This is a genomic window from Actinomyces sp. HMSC075C01, from assembly GCF_001812965.1.
Classification (GTDB): domain Bacteria; phylum Actinomycetota; class Actinomycetes; order Actinomycetales; family Actinomycetaceae; genus Actinomyces; species Actinomyces acetigenes.
The window spans coordinates 14,044-29,798 of sequence record NZ_KV811028.1 but is presented as its reverse complement, the minus strand read 5'-3'; the positions used below and the strand labels follow the sequence as shown (position 1 = coordinate 29,798).

Genomic DNA, 15,755 nt, shown 5'->3' with positions numbered 1-15,755 from the left:
AGTGGCAGAGGAACCGCAGGACCCAAGTGCCCGCTCAGTTTGCCACAGGCTCAGTCCACGGACGAGTGCGTCAGCCTCGACGTGCCTGAGTTCACGCCTTTCTCACGCCCCAGCACGCATCCAGGGCGTTCAGTCCCCGGAGCCCGCCAGCGTGCTCACCGGGGCGGGCGCGGCCGCTCCGCTGGGCAGCGCCGTCGGGGTGGACGTCGGCTCGGGGACCTGGGAGAAGACTGCGTGTCCGGAGGTGAGGCTGGACCAGTGGGAGTAGGGCCACACGACGTTCTTGGCGACACCGACGACGTTGCCCAGGGGCACGAAGCCGCGGTGGACGTCGTTCTGGTGGTAGCGGGAGTCCGAGGAGTTGGAACGGTTGTCGCCCATGACCCAGATGTAGCCCTCGGGAACGGTGACGTCGAAGGCGACCTCCGAGGCCGACCGGCCGGGCTTGAGGTAGTTCTCATGGAGCTCGACGCCGTTGACGGTCAAGGAGCCCTTCCCGTCGGCGACGACGTGGTCACCGGGCATTCCGATGACCCGCTTGATGAGGTGGTGGCCGGCGTTCTGGGGGAAGATGCGGATCGCGACGAGGAAGTCCTGCGCTGCGCCTTGCAGACCGGTGGGCTCCTGGGTCGTCAGCCAGTGGTCCGGGTCGGTGAAGACGACGACGTCGCCCCGGCTGACCTTGTCGGAGTCGTACATCGTCACGGTGACGCGGTCCCCCTCGTTGAGGGTGTTCTCCATTGACCCCGACGGGATGGTGAAGCTCTGGATGACGAAGGTGCGGATGAGGGCGATGATCACCACGGCGACGACCAGGTAGGACAGGGTGATGCCCCACTGCTTGAGGCGGAAGATGATCCGCTCCCCCATCGAGGCCGGCTCAACGGCCTCGCTGGCCCCGGCCTTGTCCTTGTGGGCACCGCCCTTGTGCCGGTGGCTGTTCCGGTGGTCACTGCCGGCCCGCAGACTCTTCCCCGGGGTCACTACCTCATCCGTGTCCCCATCGGTCCTGTCCTGAAGGTTCTGGTCGGGTCCGCTGCTCATAGGCCTTCTCCTGTCCGCCGGGTCATGACGACGTCGTGGGCGTCCTGGCCACCGACGTTGTAGGTGCGGGTACCGACCTGGCGGAAGCCGGCCCGTTTGTAGGCCTTCTGGGCACGCTTGTTGGTGACGTGGGTGCCGAGCCAGAGCAGGTCCGTTCCGTGGGCGGCGGCCTGGCGTATCACGGCGTCCATAAGCGCGGGGGTCAGTCCGGATCCTCTCATGGTGGCGTCGACGTACACCTTGGACAGCTCGCCGACGACCTCTCCCCCGGCAGGCCGCACGCAGGCGGGGCGGGGGTCGATCCCGTGGGGCCGCTCGCCGCCGGAGTCGGCCTCCTCGCGCAGCACTGCGGCGTAGCCGACCAGAGCCGGAGCAGTGCTCGCGCCAGCTTCCGCCCCGAAGGAGGAATCCGGTCCTGCCAAAAGAGGTTCGAGCAGCTCGGCGACGACGAGGTCGACGCGGTCGTCTCCGGCCCAGGTGGCGAACAGCTCGGGAACAAGCGTGGCGGCGATGTGCCGCTCGAGGAACTCGGGGGCGATGACGTTCCCGCACGCATCGGGGAAGGTGCGGGCGGCGAGAGCGGCCAGGGCGTGGGCGTCGTCGGCGGAGGCGTTGCGAAGACGCACCGGAACCGGATGCTCCGCCCCGGCCGGGACCGCCCAGCCCAGGCGAGCCAGGAGCGCACGGTCCTCACGATCCAGGCCGGCGGGGTCCAGGGCCCAGATCATGTCGGGTCGGCGCTCGACGGTGCGGGTGAGGGCCTGGTCCCGTCTGGCTCGGGCGATACGGCCGTGGTCACCGGAGAGCAGGACGGGGTCGACCTGGAGTCCGCGCCACCGGGTGGGGCGGGTGTGGACGGGGTACTCCAGCAGGCCGGCGGCTCCGTGGGACTCCTCGACCAGCGACTCGGGGTTGCCCAGGACCCCGGGCAGGAGCCGGGCGATGGCCTCGATCATGACGACGGCGGCGACCTCTCCGCCGTTGAGCACATAGTCGCCGATACTCAGCTCGCGCACCTCGATACCGCGGGAGGCGTAGTGCTCGGCCACGCGCGCGTCGATGCCCTCGTAGCGACCACAGGCGAAGATCAGGCTGTCGGCGCCGGCCAGGTCCTCGGCGGTTCGCTGGGTGAAGACCTCACCCGAGGGGGTGGGGATGATGAGAACCTGACGGGGCGTACCGGGGGCCTGCGCGGTGAGCACCTCATCGAGGGCCTCGCCCCACACGTCGGGTTTCATGACCATGCCGGCCCCACCGCCCAGGGGCGTGTCGTCCACCGTGCGGTGCCGGTCGTGGGCGTGGTCGCGCAGATCGTGGACGTGCAGGTCGAGGGGGCCGCGGTCGGCCGCCTTCCCGATGAGCGAGAGGTCGAGGACCTTGAGATAGTCGGGGAAGATGGTGACGACGTCGATCCTCACCTGGCCTCCTCCGCCTGGCCGCGTCCGGGGAACAGGCCACCGGGCGGGGCCAGCGTCACCGTGCCGGCCTCAGGGTCGATGTCCGGTACGAGCGCCTCGACGAAGGGCACGGCCACCTCGTCCCCCTCAGGGGTGGTGACCACGAGCCGGTCCTGGGCGACACCGGGCTCTACGTCGGTGACCTCCCCCAGCTCCTCACCGGAGACGCTCAGAGCCCGCAGGCCGACGAGCTCGTGGCGGTACCAGGCCTCCTCTAAGTCCTCAGAGCCCTCACCGCCAGGGGCGTCGTCGTCGGTCTCGACCAGGAGCCTGACACCCCGCAGCGCCTCGGCGGCCGTGCGGTCGCGCGCCTGTTCGAAGGAGGCGAACCAGCGCGAGCCGTCGAAACGCAGACGACTGACCGTCAGCGGGCCCGCGTGGGCCGGCTCCGTGGGGACGGTGGTTCCGGGTGCGAGACGCCCCTCGGGGTCATCGGTACGGATCTCGAGACGCACCTCACCCTTGAGGGCGTGGGCGGGACCGATGACAGCAAGGGTGAGCAGCACCTGTTCTCCTGGGATCGGGGCATGGAACGGTTTGTCTGGAAGGTCTGGTTGTCTGACGCCAACCTACCGCGCCGTGGTCTGCGTTCCCATCGGCCGCGGGGATGAGGTGGCGCACCGACGGCGTGAGGTTGACCAACTCGATGCGGACCATCCCTCTGGCGGCCGTGGTCGTCGCGCAGGCGGCACAGGGGCGCGCAGGCCCGGCAGGACGACGGTGCCCGGCCCCCTGGCGGGGACCGGGCACTCGTGGTGATTGATCGGACCGACCGAGGCCGAGGCGGCCTACAGCACCGACCTGAAGGCCCTGCGTTCAGCGGCGGTCGGTGTCGACGACGTCGACGCGCACCGGCGAGTCCGCCAGCGCTCCGACCACTGTGCGCAGTGCTCGAGCAGTACGGCCCGAGCGGCCGATGACTCGGCCGAGGTCCTCGGGGTTGACCCGCACCTCCAGCAGGTCGCCGCGGCGCAGCGACCGGGAGGTGACAGTGACGTCGTCAGGGTTGTCGACGATGCCCCGTACGAGGTGCTCGAGGGCGTCGGCCAGCATCTCAGGCCTCCTCGGCGGCGGCCTCATCGGAGGCCTGGCCCTCGGCGGACTCCTCGGCCTTGGACTCGGCGGACTCGGCCGCCGCAGCGGCCTCCTCGTCGGCCTTGGCCTTGGCGGCGGCGGCCTTGCGCTTCTCAGCGTCGTCGGCGGCGGCCTTGACCGCGGCCTCCTTGGCGACCGCAGCGGCGTCGGCGTCCTTGACCTTGAGGGTGCTCTCGACACCCTTGAGGCCCTTGAACTGGTGATAGTCGCCGGTGATCTTGATCAGCTTGTAGACAGCGTCGGAGGGCTGAGCACCCACACCGAGCCAGTACTGGACGCGCTCGGAGTCGATGCGGATGAGCGAGGGCTCCTGCATCGGGTCGTAGACGCCGATCTCCTCGATGACACGGCCATCGCGCTTCTTGCGGGAGTCGAGGACGACGACCCGGTAGAAGGGGGCGAACTTCTTGCCCATGCGCTTGAGGCGAATCTTGACTGCCACTTGGTTGAACTCCTGGTTCTGGATGGTTTGGCGCGCGCTGGTCCCCGGTGGGGTCAAGCAACGGTTTCCGGCGTGAGCCGAGACGCGACCGGGGCCGGGAGAGGGACCGACGTCCGACCGAGTACAGCCGGACATTCTGCCAGAGCCTCCGAGGAGGTCGCCAGCCCGAGCCGGGGCGCCGACCCACCACTCGGTGCGAGATCGCCCACAGCCGACGCCGACTCCGAGCCTGCGCGCGCCGCTTCAATGTGGCACCACGCCGATTGACTCAACCCGCATGGTTCGCACCGGTCAAAACCCAGCGCGGTCCACGACACCGGGGCATGCTTCGCCCATGAGGCTTCTCCCCTTCGGCAATCGCAGCATCCAGCCGCCCGGCAAGAGCTCGTCGATCCGACCACCCCGCTCCAAACAGAGCACCCCGACGTCGATCCGCCCTCCCAGTAGCCCCTCGACGGATGAACTGCTCTCAGCCACCCACCGCGAGAGCGACACGACCGGACCGAACCAACCCCATCACGCCCTAAGGACCCTGACCGGGAACGCGCGGGCCAGCAAGCCCCGCCACGCAGTAGGGCTGTGGCTTGCGGTCCTTCTTGGAGCCACCTGCGTGGCAGCCCTCGTCATGGTGGGACGAGTGGCCGTGAACACCACGTCACACGTTGCACCGAGCGCCTCCCCTCCACCACCTCCACCTGCCTCCTGTGAGATGGAAGGACATCAAACGGAAGACTCTTCATGGAAGGAGGCATGGAGGCTTGACACGGGCCTCCCGGCATGGGAGAACGATTTTACGTGGGACACGTACTCGTGCGGACACTATGTCGTTGTCATTCACCACAACGACAATGACACATCAGACCTGACGGGGTTCAATATTGAAGGCGATACACCCAAGAAGATCTGGACGACGTCACTTGGATACACATTCACCACCGGATATCGTCACTGGTGGGGAGGGCACCTGCTACTGGACGACGAGGTTCTTGACCCGACAACAGGAAAGACAACCGAACTCCCACCGGGTTTCCAGTCGTCAAGCTTCGTCGCCAATGACAACATAGCCGTCTCATGCAGCTCCTCGTACTCGGACGGGAGCAGCACCTGCGCGGGTTGGGACTGGAATGATGGAGAGCCGACTCGGCGCTGGCAGCAGACCTATGAGTTCACGTCGGTCTATCCACTCTGGCACCACGCCGATGGGACACCGACATCAGACTCGATCGCAGTGTCCGTTGAAAGCACCCCCAAAGACTCTTCCAGGATCGGAGTTCTTTCGACGAGGGACGGTTCTCTCCTGACTCTCTCACCGGAGAAGAATGATCAAGGGCGCCCCATCCAGCTGCTTTCCGCTAGGGACGGTTGGGTCACCATCGATCCAGACAGCTCGACTGCATCCACCTTCTCCGAAAATGGGGCACCCGCAGAGTCCTTCACTCTCAAGGGCTCCGCTGCGTCCCTCCTCATCAAGGATGGTCAGCAACCCACGCTGTCCCAGTTCAAGGCCGCTTACGAGTCGGGAGACACGAGCTGGGCCGATATCGACCTCACCTGCGCCGATGCCACGCACTGCAGCCTCAACGGGACCCCGTTGACGCTGTCCGACGACGTAGCCACGTGGAACACACCGGCCCGTGCACAGTTCCAGAGCTCCTGGAAACTGAGCTCCGACAAGCGCACGCTCACCATACGCGGCCGCTCCGCCAGCAGTGAGATCGGTGCCGTGTTCATGATTGACACGACATCGAAGACGCCGATGGATCCCCTGCCCATCACATCCCGTGGCGCAGTCATCCCCGTCTGGCGCCAGAACCTCATTGTCGCGATCGACGGCTCCACCTTGGTCGGCTACGCACCGCAGTCCTGAGGACACGACGGCTTTCCGCACAGCCCGCTGCTGCATGACACATGACAGGTGTCATACGGCAGCGGTGACAGCGCTCAGTACCGGGAGCCACGGGCCGGCGGGAGCCTGGGGTCATGACCCGAACCACCACAGCCCCCGTCACTCACTCCCCGGGATCCTGCCCTCAGGTCGGGCGCACGGCTCCAGCCCCCGCGATTGACTCCCGTGGCCTGCGCAAGACATTCGGCAGCCTCGTCGCCGTCGACAACCTCGACCTGACCATCCGGCCCGGAGAGGTCGTCGCCTTCCTGGGCCCCAATGGCGCGGGCAAGTCCACCACCCTCGACATGATCCTGGGGCTGACCCGCCCCGACGCCGGGACGATCGAGCTTCTGGGGACCTCCCCCAACCAGGCGGTCCAGGCAGGTCGCGTTGGTGTCATCTTCCAGGACGGCGGTCTGCTGGACGACTTCACCGTCGGGGAGACCCTGCGGGTCGCGGCCTCAATGCACCCCCGGCACGGTAACAGAGTCTCGCACGCCTCCAGGCTCGACGACGCCGTCGACCACGCGAGTCTTGGCCGGCTCCTCACCCGCAGAGTGAGCCACTGCTCGGGAGGCGAGCGCCAGCGCCTGCGCCTGGCCCTTGCCCTGCTGCCAGACCCCGACCTTCTCATCATGGACGAGCCCACCGCCGGAATGGATGTCAGTGCCCGAATCGCCTTCTGGGAGACGATGCGCACCCAGACCCGCCGCGGCCGCACCATCCTGTTCGCCACCCACTACCTGGAGGAGGCGGCCTCCTTCGCCGACCGCATCGTCATCATCGCCCATGGCCGCCTGGTCGCCGACGGCAGTGTCGATGAGATCCGAGCCCTGGGCGATGGCGCCCTGGTGACCGCCACCTGGCCCGGGGTCTCCGAGGAAACACTGGGGCAGCACCTGGCCGACTGCCCCGTGGCCAGCAGCATCCTGCATGCGGTCGTCCACGGTGAGCACGTGGAGCTGCGCACGACTAACTCCGACGCCCTCGCCCGCTGGCTGCTGAGTGCCACCCCCGCCGAGCACCTGGGGATCGGCGCCGCGAGCCTCAACGAGGTCTTCACCGCTCTGACCTCCGGCGGCTCTGACGGTGCACCTCCGCCATTGCCTTAGCCCACGCCCTTCACCCTGACCGCCATCACCACATGCATTGAGGCCACATCATGACCGTGACACCCCAGGCAACCTCCGATCTGTCCGCCTCCCCCGCGAGTTCCCCTGCTGGTGGCTCCAGCAGCCAACCACGCCGTTCGGGAGGACTCAGGCCCGCACGCCCCCTCCTGACCTACCTCTGGCTCGACCTCTATCGGAGCCTGCGCGAGCCCGCCAACCTCTTCTTCGTTGTCGCCTTCCCTGTGGCGATGTACCTCGTCTTCGGCCGGTTGAACGCGTCCGCCGGGGACTACGGCCCGCATGCTCACGGCAATGTCTCGGCCTCGGTGATGCTTGCGATGGCCTCCTTCAGCGCCTGCCTGGGTGCCACGAGCGCCTCGGCGGCGGCCGCCGTCGAGCAGTCGGCGGGCTGGGGCCGGCAGATGGCGGTCACCTCCCGGGGCCTGCGCGGTTACCTCGTGGTCAAGACCGGCACCGCGGTGGGAACCGCGGCTCTTCCCGTCGTCGTCGTGCTCACCGCTGGGGCACTGACGGACTCGCAGATGGAGGGCTGGGTCTGGGCCACCAGTCCCCTCATCTGCCTGATCGGGGTCCTGCCCTTCGTCCTGTGGGGGCTGGCTGCCGGGATGTGGCTGCCGTCCTCGGCATCGATCGGTATCGCGACCTCCTTGGTCTCCTTGTTCGCCTTCATCGGCAACGCCTTCATGCCACTGAACCGCACGCTGCTGGCGATCAGTCGCTTCACCCCGATGTACGGGTCGACGGCGCTGGCCCGGTGGCCGCTGGGCGAGGGGTGGACCTATGTACCGGATCGGCAAGCGGGCGTTCAGGACCCGCTGTGGATGCCATTGGCTAACCTGGTGACGTGGACACTCATCTTCGGGCTGCTCGTGATCGGGGCCCGACGCCGGGTGACCAGGCGCCGGTGAGGCCGGCGATGACCATGCCACAGCCCCTGCATGACTCAGCCGACCTGACGGCATCATCATCTGGGTCAGGGCGGTCCCGTTCCCACCCCTGGCGCCTTCATCGCCGTCACGTTGTCTGGGACGCCACGGTGTGGGTGTTCTTCCTGCTCCTTCCCATCATCCAGCTTCTCCTCGGTTCCTTCGCCTGGTGGCAGCGTCTGCTGGGGCTGACCGGGGTACTGGGGTTCATCGCCGGCTACGTCTGGGCGTTCTCGACGCCGGACAACCATGCACCGAGAGTCGGAGTCCCTCCTACCGGCCTCCCGACTCGCATCCTCCTGAGAGAGCTCGCGGTTCAGGCCTTCTTCACCGTACTGACGCTGCCGGCTCTGGGATGGTGGACGGTCTGCTTCTTCCCCTTCTTCTGCTCGTTGCTCCTGTTCTCCACGACGCTGCGCCGGGGCATCCCCACCGTTGTCATAGCGACGGGTCTTCTGGCTGCCGCCTCGCTGTTATGGAACACGCATCCGGAGTCGCACTGGCAGGTACTGGGCATATCGCTCACCGAGGTTCCCATCATCATCGCCCGCATCGCGGTGGAGCTCCAGGAGCGCAGAACATCCGCCGAGCGCGAGCTCGCCCTCGTTTCCCAGCGCGAGGCCCTCGGGCGCGATGTCCACGACATCCTGGGGCACTCCTTGACGGTCCTCACCCTCAAGGCCGAGGTCGCCCGCCGGCTCATCGAGCGTGACCCGGCCGCCGCCTCCCGGGAGCTCGACGAGGTCATCACCCTGGCCCGCGGGGCCCTTGCCGACGTGCGCTCCACGGTAACGCGCCTGCGGTCCCCGGACCTGGCCAGCCAGGTGGAGGCCACGCGTACCGCCCTGAACGCCGCCCAGATCAGCGTGGATATGACCGGCAGCGCCCAGGACATTCCTGAGCGTCAACGAGCAGTACTGGCCTGGGCTCTTCGCGAGGCGACGACCAATATCGTTCGGCACGCGCAAGCGGCCACTGTGGCAGTGCATCTGGAGCCGGGGCTGCTGCGGGTGAGCGACGACGGTGTCGGCCTGGCCGGCGACAAACCCGGTAACGGGTTGGCAGGCCTGCGCTCCCGCTGTGAACAGGAGGGCGGTTCGCTCACCATGACCAGTCCGCTCACCGGTCGCACTGACTCATCCGGCGCCGGCACGACAGACTCCGCTGGCGTGGCAGACACCGCTGGCGTGACGACCGGCGGGACCAGACTGGAGGTGAGGCTGCCGTGAGCCCGATCCGTGTGCTCATCGCCGATGACCAGGCCCTCGTGCGTGGGGCGCTGGCGACGCTTCTGGGGCTGGAGAGCGATCTGGAGGTGGTGGCCCAGGTGGGGAGGGGCGACGAGGTCCTCCCCGCAGTGCGTGAGCACGCCGTGGACGTGGCCCTGGTGGACATCGACATGCCGGGGCGCGACGGACTGGCGGCCACTGCGGACGTCGTCGCCTCCGGGGCATCGTGCCGGTGTCTCATTGTGACGACCTTCGGTCGCCCGGGCTACCTCTCACGGGGCATGGAGGCGGGAGCCGCGGGCTTCATCGTCAAGGACACCCCGCCTGAGGCCCTGGCTGAGGCGATCCGCAAGGTCCATGCGGGCCTGCGGGTCATTGACCCCGAGCTCGCCCAGGAGTCGGTGCTGCTCGGGCCCAATCCGCTGACCGAGCGGGAGAAGGAGGTTCTGCAGGCTGCGGCCACGGGCGCGGACGCCCGAGAGATCGCCACGCGGCTGCGCCTGGGCGAGGGCACGGTGCGCAACTACCTGTCCTCGGCGATCGCCAAGACCCACGCCCGTAACCGCACCGAGGCGGCCCGCACCGCCGAGACCAACGGCTGGCTGTAAGCGGGGCCTGGCTTCTACAGCCCGAGGTGGCGGCGCAGGTCCTCGGGCAGGGCGCTCATGGCGTCGGCGACGTCGTCGCCCGAGGGCTGCGCACCGGCCTGGGCCTGCGGCTGGCCCTGAGGCATGATCCCGTAGCCGGAGGCGCCGCCCTGGCCGCCGCCGAGCCCGAAGGAGGAGCCGGCTGCGGGCGCGTCGCCCTGGCCGCCCTCGATCCTGGCCTGCTTGGCGGCGGCGGCCTCCTTGGCCTGGCGGGCGGCCTTGGCGGGGTTGCCGCTGCGGCCCTTCTTGCCGCCCTTGCCGCGCTTGGCCTTGGGGGCCTGGCGGGCCTTGGAGTGCTTGCCCATTCCGGGCAGCGACCCCATGCCGGGCATGGGACCGCCCTCACCGAGTCCGCCCATGCCGCCGGAGGCCATGGTCTCCATCATCTTCTTGGCCTGCTCGAAGCGGTCCACGAGCTCGTTGACGGCCTGGACCGTGGTTCCCGAGCCCTTGGCGATACGGCTGCGGCGAGAGCCGTTGAGGATGGACAGGTCCTTGCGCTCGGCGGGCGTCATGGAGCACACGATCGCCTCGATGCGGTCGACCTCGCGCTCGTCGAAGTTGTCCAGGGCCTCACGCATCTGCCCCATGCCGGGCATCATGCCCAGGAGCTTCTTCATGGAGCCCATCTTGCGGATCTGGCGCAGCTGGCCCAGGAAGTCGTCGAGGGTGAAGGTGCCCTTGGCGAGTTTGGCGGCGGCGTCCTCGGCCTCCTGACGGTCCAGGGTCCGCTCGGCCTGCTCGATGAGGGTGAGCAGGTCACCCATGTCCAGGATGCGCGAGGCCATGCGGTCGGCGTGGAAGCGCTCGAAGTCGGTCAGGCCCTCACCGGTGGAGGAGAACAGGACCGGGGCACCGGTGACGCCGCGCACGGACAGGGCCGCACCACCGCGGGCGTCGCCGTCGAGCTTGGAGAGGACCACGCCGGTGAAGCCGACGCCGTCGCGGAAGGCGACCGAGGTGTTGACGGCGTCCTGACCGACCATGGCGTCCAGGACGAAGAGGATCTCGTGGGGGGAGACGGCGTCGCGGATGCGGATCGCCTGGTCCATCATCTCAGCGTCCACACCCAGGCGGCCGGCGGTGTCCACGACGACGACGTCATAACCGCTGGTACGCGCGTGCTCGACGCCGGAGCGGGCCACTGCCACCGGGTCGCCCACGCCGTTGCCGGGCTCGGGCGCCCACACGTGCACCCCGGCGCGCTCGGCGACGACACTCAGCTGGGTTACGGCGTTGGGGCGCTGGAGGTCGGAGGCCACCAGCAGGACGCGCTTGCCCTGGTCGCGCAGCCAGCGTCCGAGCTTTCCGGCCAGGGTGGTCTTACCGGCACCCTGGAGACCGGCGAGCATGATGATCGTGGGACCGCGGTCGGCCCAGTGGATCTCCCGGGTCTGGCCTCCCAGGACCTCGATGAGCTCCTCGTTGACGATCTTGACGACCTGCTGGCCCGGGTTGAGGGCCTGGGAGCGGGCGGCGTCGACCGCCTTCTCGCGCACCGCTGCGGTGAAGGCGCGCACCACGGGCAGGGCGACGTCGGCCTCCAGGAGGGCGCGGCGGATCTCGGTGACCGTGGCGTTGACGTCGGCCTCAGTGAGACGACCCTTGCCGCGCAGCTGGTTGAAGGAGGCGGTGATGCGATCGGAGAGGTTGCCGAACACGCGATGGTCCTTCCTGGCGCCGTGGGGCGCGTTGGTCGGGAGACTTCAGGGCGGGTGAGGGTGGAGCGTCCATGCCCATGGGCCATGGCGCTCACCTCGACTGTGACCCAGGATAGCGGCAAGACGGGCCCGTCCTCTCCCCCGTGCCCGGACCGGGACTGACCCCACACTCTCCAGCCGGATACGTCCCCCGCGTCATGTCCCAGGGACCTGGCTCCCCTCGAGGCCCTCCCCCACCTCGAGCACAGGTTTTCTCCCGGTATTCCACCGTATTTCGCCGCCTGGTAACCCCTGAGATATGTCATGAGCAAGTGATGACCGATGGGCCATGGACTGCAGCCGACGCGGGGCGAGTCTTGAGCCATGAGCACAGCAACACCTCGGACCGGCCTGGAGGCCTCCGTCCCGGAAGACCCCCGGACGGACCATGTGGACGCCGTCCGACTGACCGATCTGCACAAGTCCTTCGGAGACGTCACCGCCGTCGACGGTGTCGACCTGACCATCCGCCCCGGCGAGGTCGTCGCCCTCCTGGGCCCCAACGGCGCGGGCAAGACGACGACGATCGACATGATCCTGGGACTGAGCCGCCCCACCAGGGGCGATGCGAGAGTCTTCGGCATGAGCCCGCGCCAGGCGGTCGACCGGGGCCTGGTCGCCGCAGTCATGCAGACCGCAGGCCTCCTGCCCGATATCACCGTGCGTGAGACGGTGCAGCTGACGGCGAGTCTCTTCTCGCATCGAATCGATGCCGAGGAGGCCATACGCCGCGCCGGTGTCACCGACTTCGCCTCGCGCATCGTCAAGAAGTGCTCCGGAGGTCAGCAGCAGCGCCTGCGCTTCGCCATGGCGCTCGTCAGCGATCCGGCACTGCTCATCCTCGATGAGCCGACCACGGGCATGGACGTCGAGGGGCGCCGCAGCTTCTGGGAGGCCATCCACGCAGACGCCGAGCGCGGGCGCACCATCGTCTTCGCCACGCACTACCTTGAAGAGGCCGACGCCTTCGCCGACCGGGTCGTCCTGATGCGTCATGGGCGCATCATCGCCGACGGCACTGCTGCGGAGATCCGCGCCTCCGTGAGCGGCCGCACCCTGAGGGCCACCCTGACCTGCACACCCGAGCAGCTACACAGCGCCCTGACCGATCTGCAGGCCCGTGGCCGGATCCACGACGTCGAGATCCTGGGCAGCACGCTCACCCTGAGCTCGACCGACACCGACGCCGTTGCCGCACTCCTCCTCGGCGATCACCTGGCCAAGGACCTGGAGATCACCAGCCGAGGCCTGGAGGACGCCTTCGTGGCCCTGACCAGCGACAGCGCCTCCACCCCCAGTGCCGGAGCGTCAGCATGAGCCGTTCCTCCCGCCCCGGCAACACCGTCACCCTCCCGCCCACGTCCTCCATCGGAACCGCAATGTCCTCTTCTCAGTCCTCCTCGTCCTCCTCCGCCTCATCAGTAGTCACGCGCCTCGATCTGTCCTCCCGGACCACGCCGCCGCTGGGAGGGTTGAGCCTGACCCTGCTGTCGCTCGAAGCACGCAGGCGCCTGCGCAACCGCCGGTCCATGATCTTCTCCGTCCTGCTGCCCGTGGCCTTCTTCCTCATGTTCACCACCACCGACTACTCGGCCACGCCCTACGGCAACGGCAACATCGTGGCGAACATGATGATCGGCATGGCCCTGTACGGCGCACTCATGACCACCACCGGGGCAGGGGCGGCCGTAAGCACCGAGCGGGCCTCGGGATGGAGCCGCCAGCTGCGCCTGACCCCGCTGAAGCCCATCGCCTACATCACCGCCAAGGCGATCGTGGGGATGCTCATCAGCGCCTTGGCCATCGGCGCCGTCTACGCCTGCGGCCCCGTGCGTCACGCGCAGATGCCTGCGACGGCCTGGATCTCCTCGGCTCTCATCATCTGGCTGGGTTCCCTGGTCTTCGTCGCCTTCGGACTGTTCGTCGGTTACCTCCTGCCTTCGGACAACGCCATGCAGGTGGTTGGCCCGCTCATGGCCCTGCTCGCCTTTCTCGGCGGCATGTTCATCCCGTTGACGCCGGGATCCACCATGGATCGCATCGGCAGCTTCACCCCCATGTACGGGCTGCACAACCTGGCGCTGTGGCCCATGGGCGCCGAGAGCTTCTCCTGGTGGTGGGTGGTCAACGTGCTGACCTGGCTCGCCGTCTTCCTGGGCGGCGCCGCCTGGAGGATGGGCCGCGACACTGCTCGGGTCTAGAACTCCAAGAATGAGTACGATCTCGTCCATGACCGCCCGCGCCCTGTCCCCCGACGAGGCGCGGGCTCGCCGCACCCGCGTTGTGGCGGTCGGCTGGGGTATCGCGTGGGCCGCCTCCATGGTTCCGGTCGTCAAGGAGGGGCTGGCCCAAGGATCCAACGGTGGGGTGTGGGGAGCTGTCAGCGCCATCGTCTCCTGCGCATGCCTGTATGCCGCCTGCTCGCTCAGCGTGAGACGGGTGCGCCAGGGCCTGACCTGGCCCAGCCACCTGAGTCTGTCGCTCATCGTCATCGGCGCGCTCACAGCGATCGGGGCTGCCCTCGGCGTGGGGCCTCAGAGCCTGCAGCTGGTGGTCTTCCTGGCCGTTGTCCTGGCCTTCTCCCTGCCCTGGCAGGCGTCCATCGGCCCCATCGCGATCCTCGCTGGCACACTGTTCCTCGTTCCCAGGATGAGTCCCTCCTGGTCCGCAAGTGAAGGGGCCTGGATCGCTCTGCTCGGTGCGGGCGGCGCTTGCGTCTTCGGGCGCTACATCATGGAGCAGCGGCGGGTGGCCCGCATTCTGGAGCAACGCACCCACGAACTGGAGATCAACGAGGAGCGCAACCGCATGGCCCGGGACATGCACGACATCCTGGGGCACTCGCTGACGGTCATCGCTCTGAAGACCGAGCTCGCCACCAGGCTCGTCGATACCGCCCCCGATCAGGCCAGGGCGGAGCTGACCGAGGTTCAGTCCCTGGCACGCTCCGCCTTGGCCGACGTGCGCGCCACCGTCAACAGCTACCGCGAGCTGAGCCTGGCCGGCGAGCTGGCCCGGGCCACGAACGTCCTGACCTCGGCCGGTGTCCGCGCCGACCTACCGCTGACCGTCGAGGTCGTCGATCCCGAGCTGCGCGAGCTCTTCGCCTGGGTGGTGCGCGAGGGCGTCACCAACATCGTGCGCCATGCCCACGCCTCACACTGCCGGGTGAGCCTGAGCGCCGACTCCATTGAGGTGGCTGATGACGGTATCGGACTGAACTCGGCCGGCACCGGCGACGGTCACGGCTTGGAGGGGCTGCGCCAGCGCTGTCAGGACAACGGCGCCGACCTCACCATCGAGGCTCCCTCCAGTGGCAGCGGCACCGTCCTGAGAGTACGCGCCCGCCGTCTATCCTCACCTATGGCGCCCGACGCGAGCCAGTGACCCGGTCGCGCGCACCCCGAATTCCGGCGAGCACTCATGTCGTCGGCCTTGAGGAACCTTGAGTAACGGAGCTGAGCGATGATCCGAGTGATGCTGGCCGATGACCAGGCCATGGTGCGCGGGGCGCTGGCCGCACTGCTCGCCCTGGAGACCGATATCGAGGTTGTCGCCCAGGTCGGCAACGGGGACGACGTCCTGCCCGTCGCGCTCGAGCAGCGGCCCGACGTCGTCCTCATGGACGTCGACATGCCCGGCACCGACGGGCTGAGAGCGACCGCGAGTCTCCTGGAGCGGTTGCCGGCCACAAGGGTCCTCATCGTCACCACCTTCGGGCGCCCCGGATTCTTGCGGCGCGCCATTCAGTCCGGGGCCCACGGCTTCGTCGTCAAGGACGCTCCGGCCACCGAGCTGGCCGAGTCGGTGCGCCGGGTCCATGCCGGGCTGCGCGTCGTCGACCCGGCGCTGGCCGCCGACTCGCTCATCTTCGGGGACTCCCCCTTGACCGCCAGGGAGACCGAGGTGCTTCAGGCCGCCGCCGACGGCGCCACCGTCTCCGAGGTCGCCCGGCGGGTCCATCTCTCGGAGGGAACTACCCGTAACCACCTGTCCCAGGCCATGGCCAAGACCGGTGCGCCCACCCGCGCCGCAGCGGTGCACATCGCCGCCCAGAAGGGGTGGATCATTGAGTAGCGCTGGCTAGGACGAGAGCACGGAAGACTCGTTCGACTGGCCCAAATGTCCCCGGCCACCCACTCTCTGGACGAGGCGGGCGACCGGGGGGCGTTGCGGCGTGGTTCGCTGGGGCGC

At 68.4% G+C, this 15,755-nt stretch carries 15 protein-coding genes; 9 read left to right on the top strand and 6 right to left on the bottom strand.

All coding sequences use genetic code 11. From position 1 onward, the window contains the following. Positions 1-129 precede the first annotated feature (129 nt). The 5 genes from lepB to rpsP form a co-directional block, all read right to left on the bottom strand. Positions 130-1,044, bottom strand: a complete 915-nt coding sequence (gene lepB, locus HMPREF2883_RS10490; RefSeq protein WP_070662021.1) for a signal peptidase I — start codon at positions 1,042-1,044, stop codon at positions 130-132. Then, a complete protein-coding gene (gene trmD, locus HMPREF2883_RS10485; protein WP_070662019.1) occupies positions 1,041-2,462 on the bottom strand; it encodes a tRNA (guanosine(37)-N1)-methyltransferase TrmD in 1,422 nt (473 codons plus the stop codon). The genes lepB and trmD overlap by 4 nt, the downstream gene beginning before the upstream one ends. Continuing rightward, positions 2,459-3,007: a ribosome maturation factor RimM gene (gene rimM / locus HMPREF2883_RS10480; RefSeq protein WP_070662016.1), complete on the bottom strand. Its 549-nt coding sequence runs from the start codon at positions 3,005-3,007 to the stop codon at positions 2,459-2,461. Before rimM ends, trmD begins: the two co-directional genes overlap by 4 nt. A 310-nt stretch (positions 3,008-3,317) precedes the next feature. After that, positions 3,318-3,554, bottom strand: coding sequence for an RNA-binding protein (locus HMPREF2883_RS10475; RefSeq protein ID WP_003786440.1), 237 nt, complete (start codon positions 3,552-3,554; stop codon positions 3,318-3,320). A 1-nt stretch (position 3,555) separates the two neighbouring features. Beyond that, positions 3,556-4,038: a 30S ribosomal protein S16 gene (gene rpsP / locus HMPREF2883_RS10470; RefSeq protein ID WP_070662013.1), complete on the bottom strand. Its 483-nt coding sequence runs from the start codon at positions 4,036-4,038 to the stop codon at positions 3,556-3,558. Between the two features lie 610 nt (positions 4,039-4,648). On the opposite strand from rpsP, the gene HMPREF2883_RS15615 reads away from it, so the two are divergent. The 5 genes from HMPREF2883_RS15615 (at position 4,649) to HMPREF2883_RS10445 (ending at position 9,822) form a co-directional block, all read left to right on the top strand. Continuing rightward, positions 4,649-5,905, top strand: a complete 1,257-nt coding sequence (locus tag HMPREF2883_RS15615) for a glycoside hydrolase family protein (RefSeq protein ID WP_256277442.1) — start codon at positions 4,649-4,651, stop codon at positions 5,903-5,905. Between the two features lie 113 nt (positions 5,906-6,018). Next, positions 6,019-7,038 (top strand): ABC transporter ATP-binding protein, encoded by a 1,020-nt coding sequence (locus HMPREF2883_RS10460; RefSeq protein ID WP_070662010.1) that lies wholly within the window; start codon positions 6,019-6,021, stop codon positions 7,036-7,038. 50 nt (positions 7,039-7,088) lie between these two features. After that, entirely contained in the window at positions 7,089-7,967 is an 879-nt protein-coding gene (locus tag HMPREF2883_RS10455; RefSeq protein ID WP_070662007.1) for a hypothetical protein, read from the top strand. 134 nt (positions 7,968-8,101) lie between these two features. Continuing rightward, positions 8,102-9,214 (top strand): sensor histidine kinase, encoded by a 1,113-nt coding sequence (locus HMPREF2883_RS10450; RefSeq protein WP_070662275.1) that lies wholly within the window; start codon positions 8,102-8,104, stop codon positions 9,212-9,214. Continuing rightward, positions 9,211-9,822 (top strand): response regulator transcription factor, encoded by a 612-nt coding sequence (locus tag HMPREF2883_RS10445; RefSeq protein ID WP_070662004.1) that lies wholly within the window; start codon positions 9,211-9,213, stop codon positions 9,820-9,822. The genes HMPREF2883_RS10450 and HMPREF2883_RS10445 overlap by 4 nt, the downstream gene beginning before the upstream one ends. 14 nt (positions 9,823-9,836) lie before the next feature. Here HMPREF2883_RS10445 and ffh read toward each other — a convergent pair whose 3' ends face one another. Further along, positions 9,837-11,522, bottom strand: coding sequence for a signal recognition particle protein (ffh, locus tag HMPREF2883_RS10440; RefSeq protein ID WP_070662001.1), 1,686 nt, complete (start codon positions 11,520-11,522; stop codon positions 9,837-9,839). A gap of 363 nt (positions 11,523-11,885) precedes the next feature. Between ffh and HMPREF2883_RS10435 the strand changes: the two genes are divergently transcribed. From HMPREF2883_RS10435 to HMPREF2883_RS10420, 4 genes are all read left to right on the top strand, one after another. Further along, the gene (locus HMPREF2883_RS10435; protein ID WP_070661998.1) at positions 11,886-12,878 is read left to right on the top strand and encodes an ABC transporter ATP-binding protein; all 993 of its coding nucleotides are present in this window, start codon (positions 11,886-11,888) and stop codon (positions 12,876-12,878) included. A 155-nt stretch (positions 12,879-13,033) separates the two neighbouring features. Then, positions 13,034-13,762, top strand: a complete 729-nt coding sequence (locus tag HMPREF2883_RS10430) for an ABC transporter permease (RefSeq protein ID WP_176747212.1) — start codon at positions 13,034-13,036, stop codon at positions 13,760-13,762. A gap of 10 nt (positions 13,763-13,772) precedes the next feature. Continuing rightward, positions 13,773-14,948 (top strand): sensor histidine kinase, encoded by a 1,176-nt coding sequence (locus HMPREF2883_RS10425; RefSeq protein WP_070661995.1) that lies wholly within the window; start codon positions 13,773-13,775, stop codon positions 14,946-14,948. Between the two features lie 78 nt (positions 14,949-15,026). Next, positions 15,027-15,638: a response regulator transcription factor gene (locus tag HMPREF2883_RS10420; protein WP_070661992.1), complete on the top strand. Its 612-nt coding sequence runs from the start codon at positions 15,027-15,029 to the stop codon at positions 15,636-15,638. The last annotated feature ends 117 nt before the right edge of the window (positions 15,639-15,755 follow it).

Bases quoted from the DNA above. Each gene is read 5' to 3' on its own strand.
- lepB (WP_070662021.1), bottom strand. From the start codon at position 1,044: ATGAGCAGCGGACCCGACCAGAACCTTCAGGACAGGACCGATGGGGAC.
- HMPREF2883_RS10475 (WP_003786440.1), bottom strand. From the start codon at position 3,554: ATGCTGGCCGACGCCCTCGAGCACCTCGTACGGGGCATCGTCGACAAC.
- HMPREF2883_RS10460 (WP_070662010.1), top strand. From the start codon at position 6,019: ATGACCCGAACCACCACAGCCCCCGTCACTCACTCCCCGGGATCCTGC.
- HMPREF2883_RS10455 (WP_070662007.1), top strand. From the start codon at position 7,089: ATGACCGTGACACCCCAGGCAACCTCCGATCTGTCCGCCTCCCCCGCG.
- HMPREF2883_RS10435 (WP_070661998.1), top strand. From the start codon at position 11,886: ATGAGCACAGCAACACCTCGGACCGGCCTGGAGGCCTCCGTCCCGGAA.
- HMPREF2883_RS10425 (WP_070661995.1), top strand. From the start codon at position 13,773: ATGAGTACGATCTCGTCCATGACCGCCCGCGCCCTGTCCCCCGACGAG.
- HMPREF2883_RS10420 (WP_070661992.1), top strand. From the start codon at position 15,027: ATGATCCGAGTGATGCTGGCCGATGACCAGGCCATGGTGCGCGGGGCG.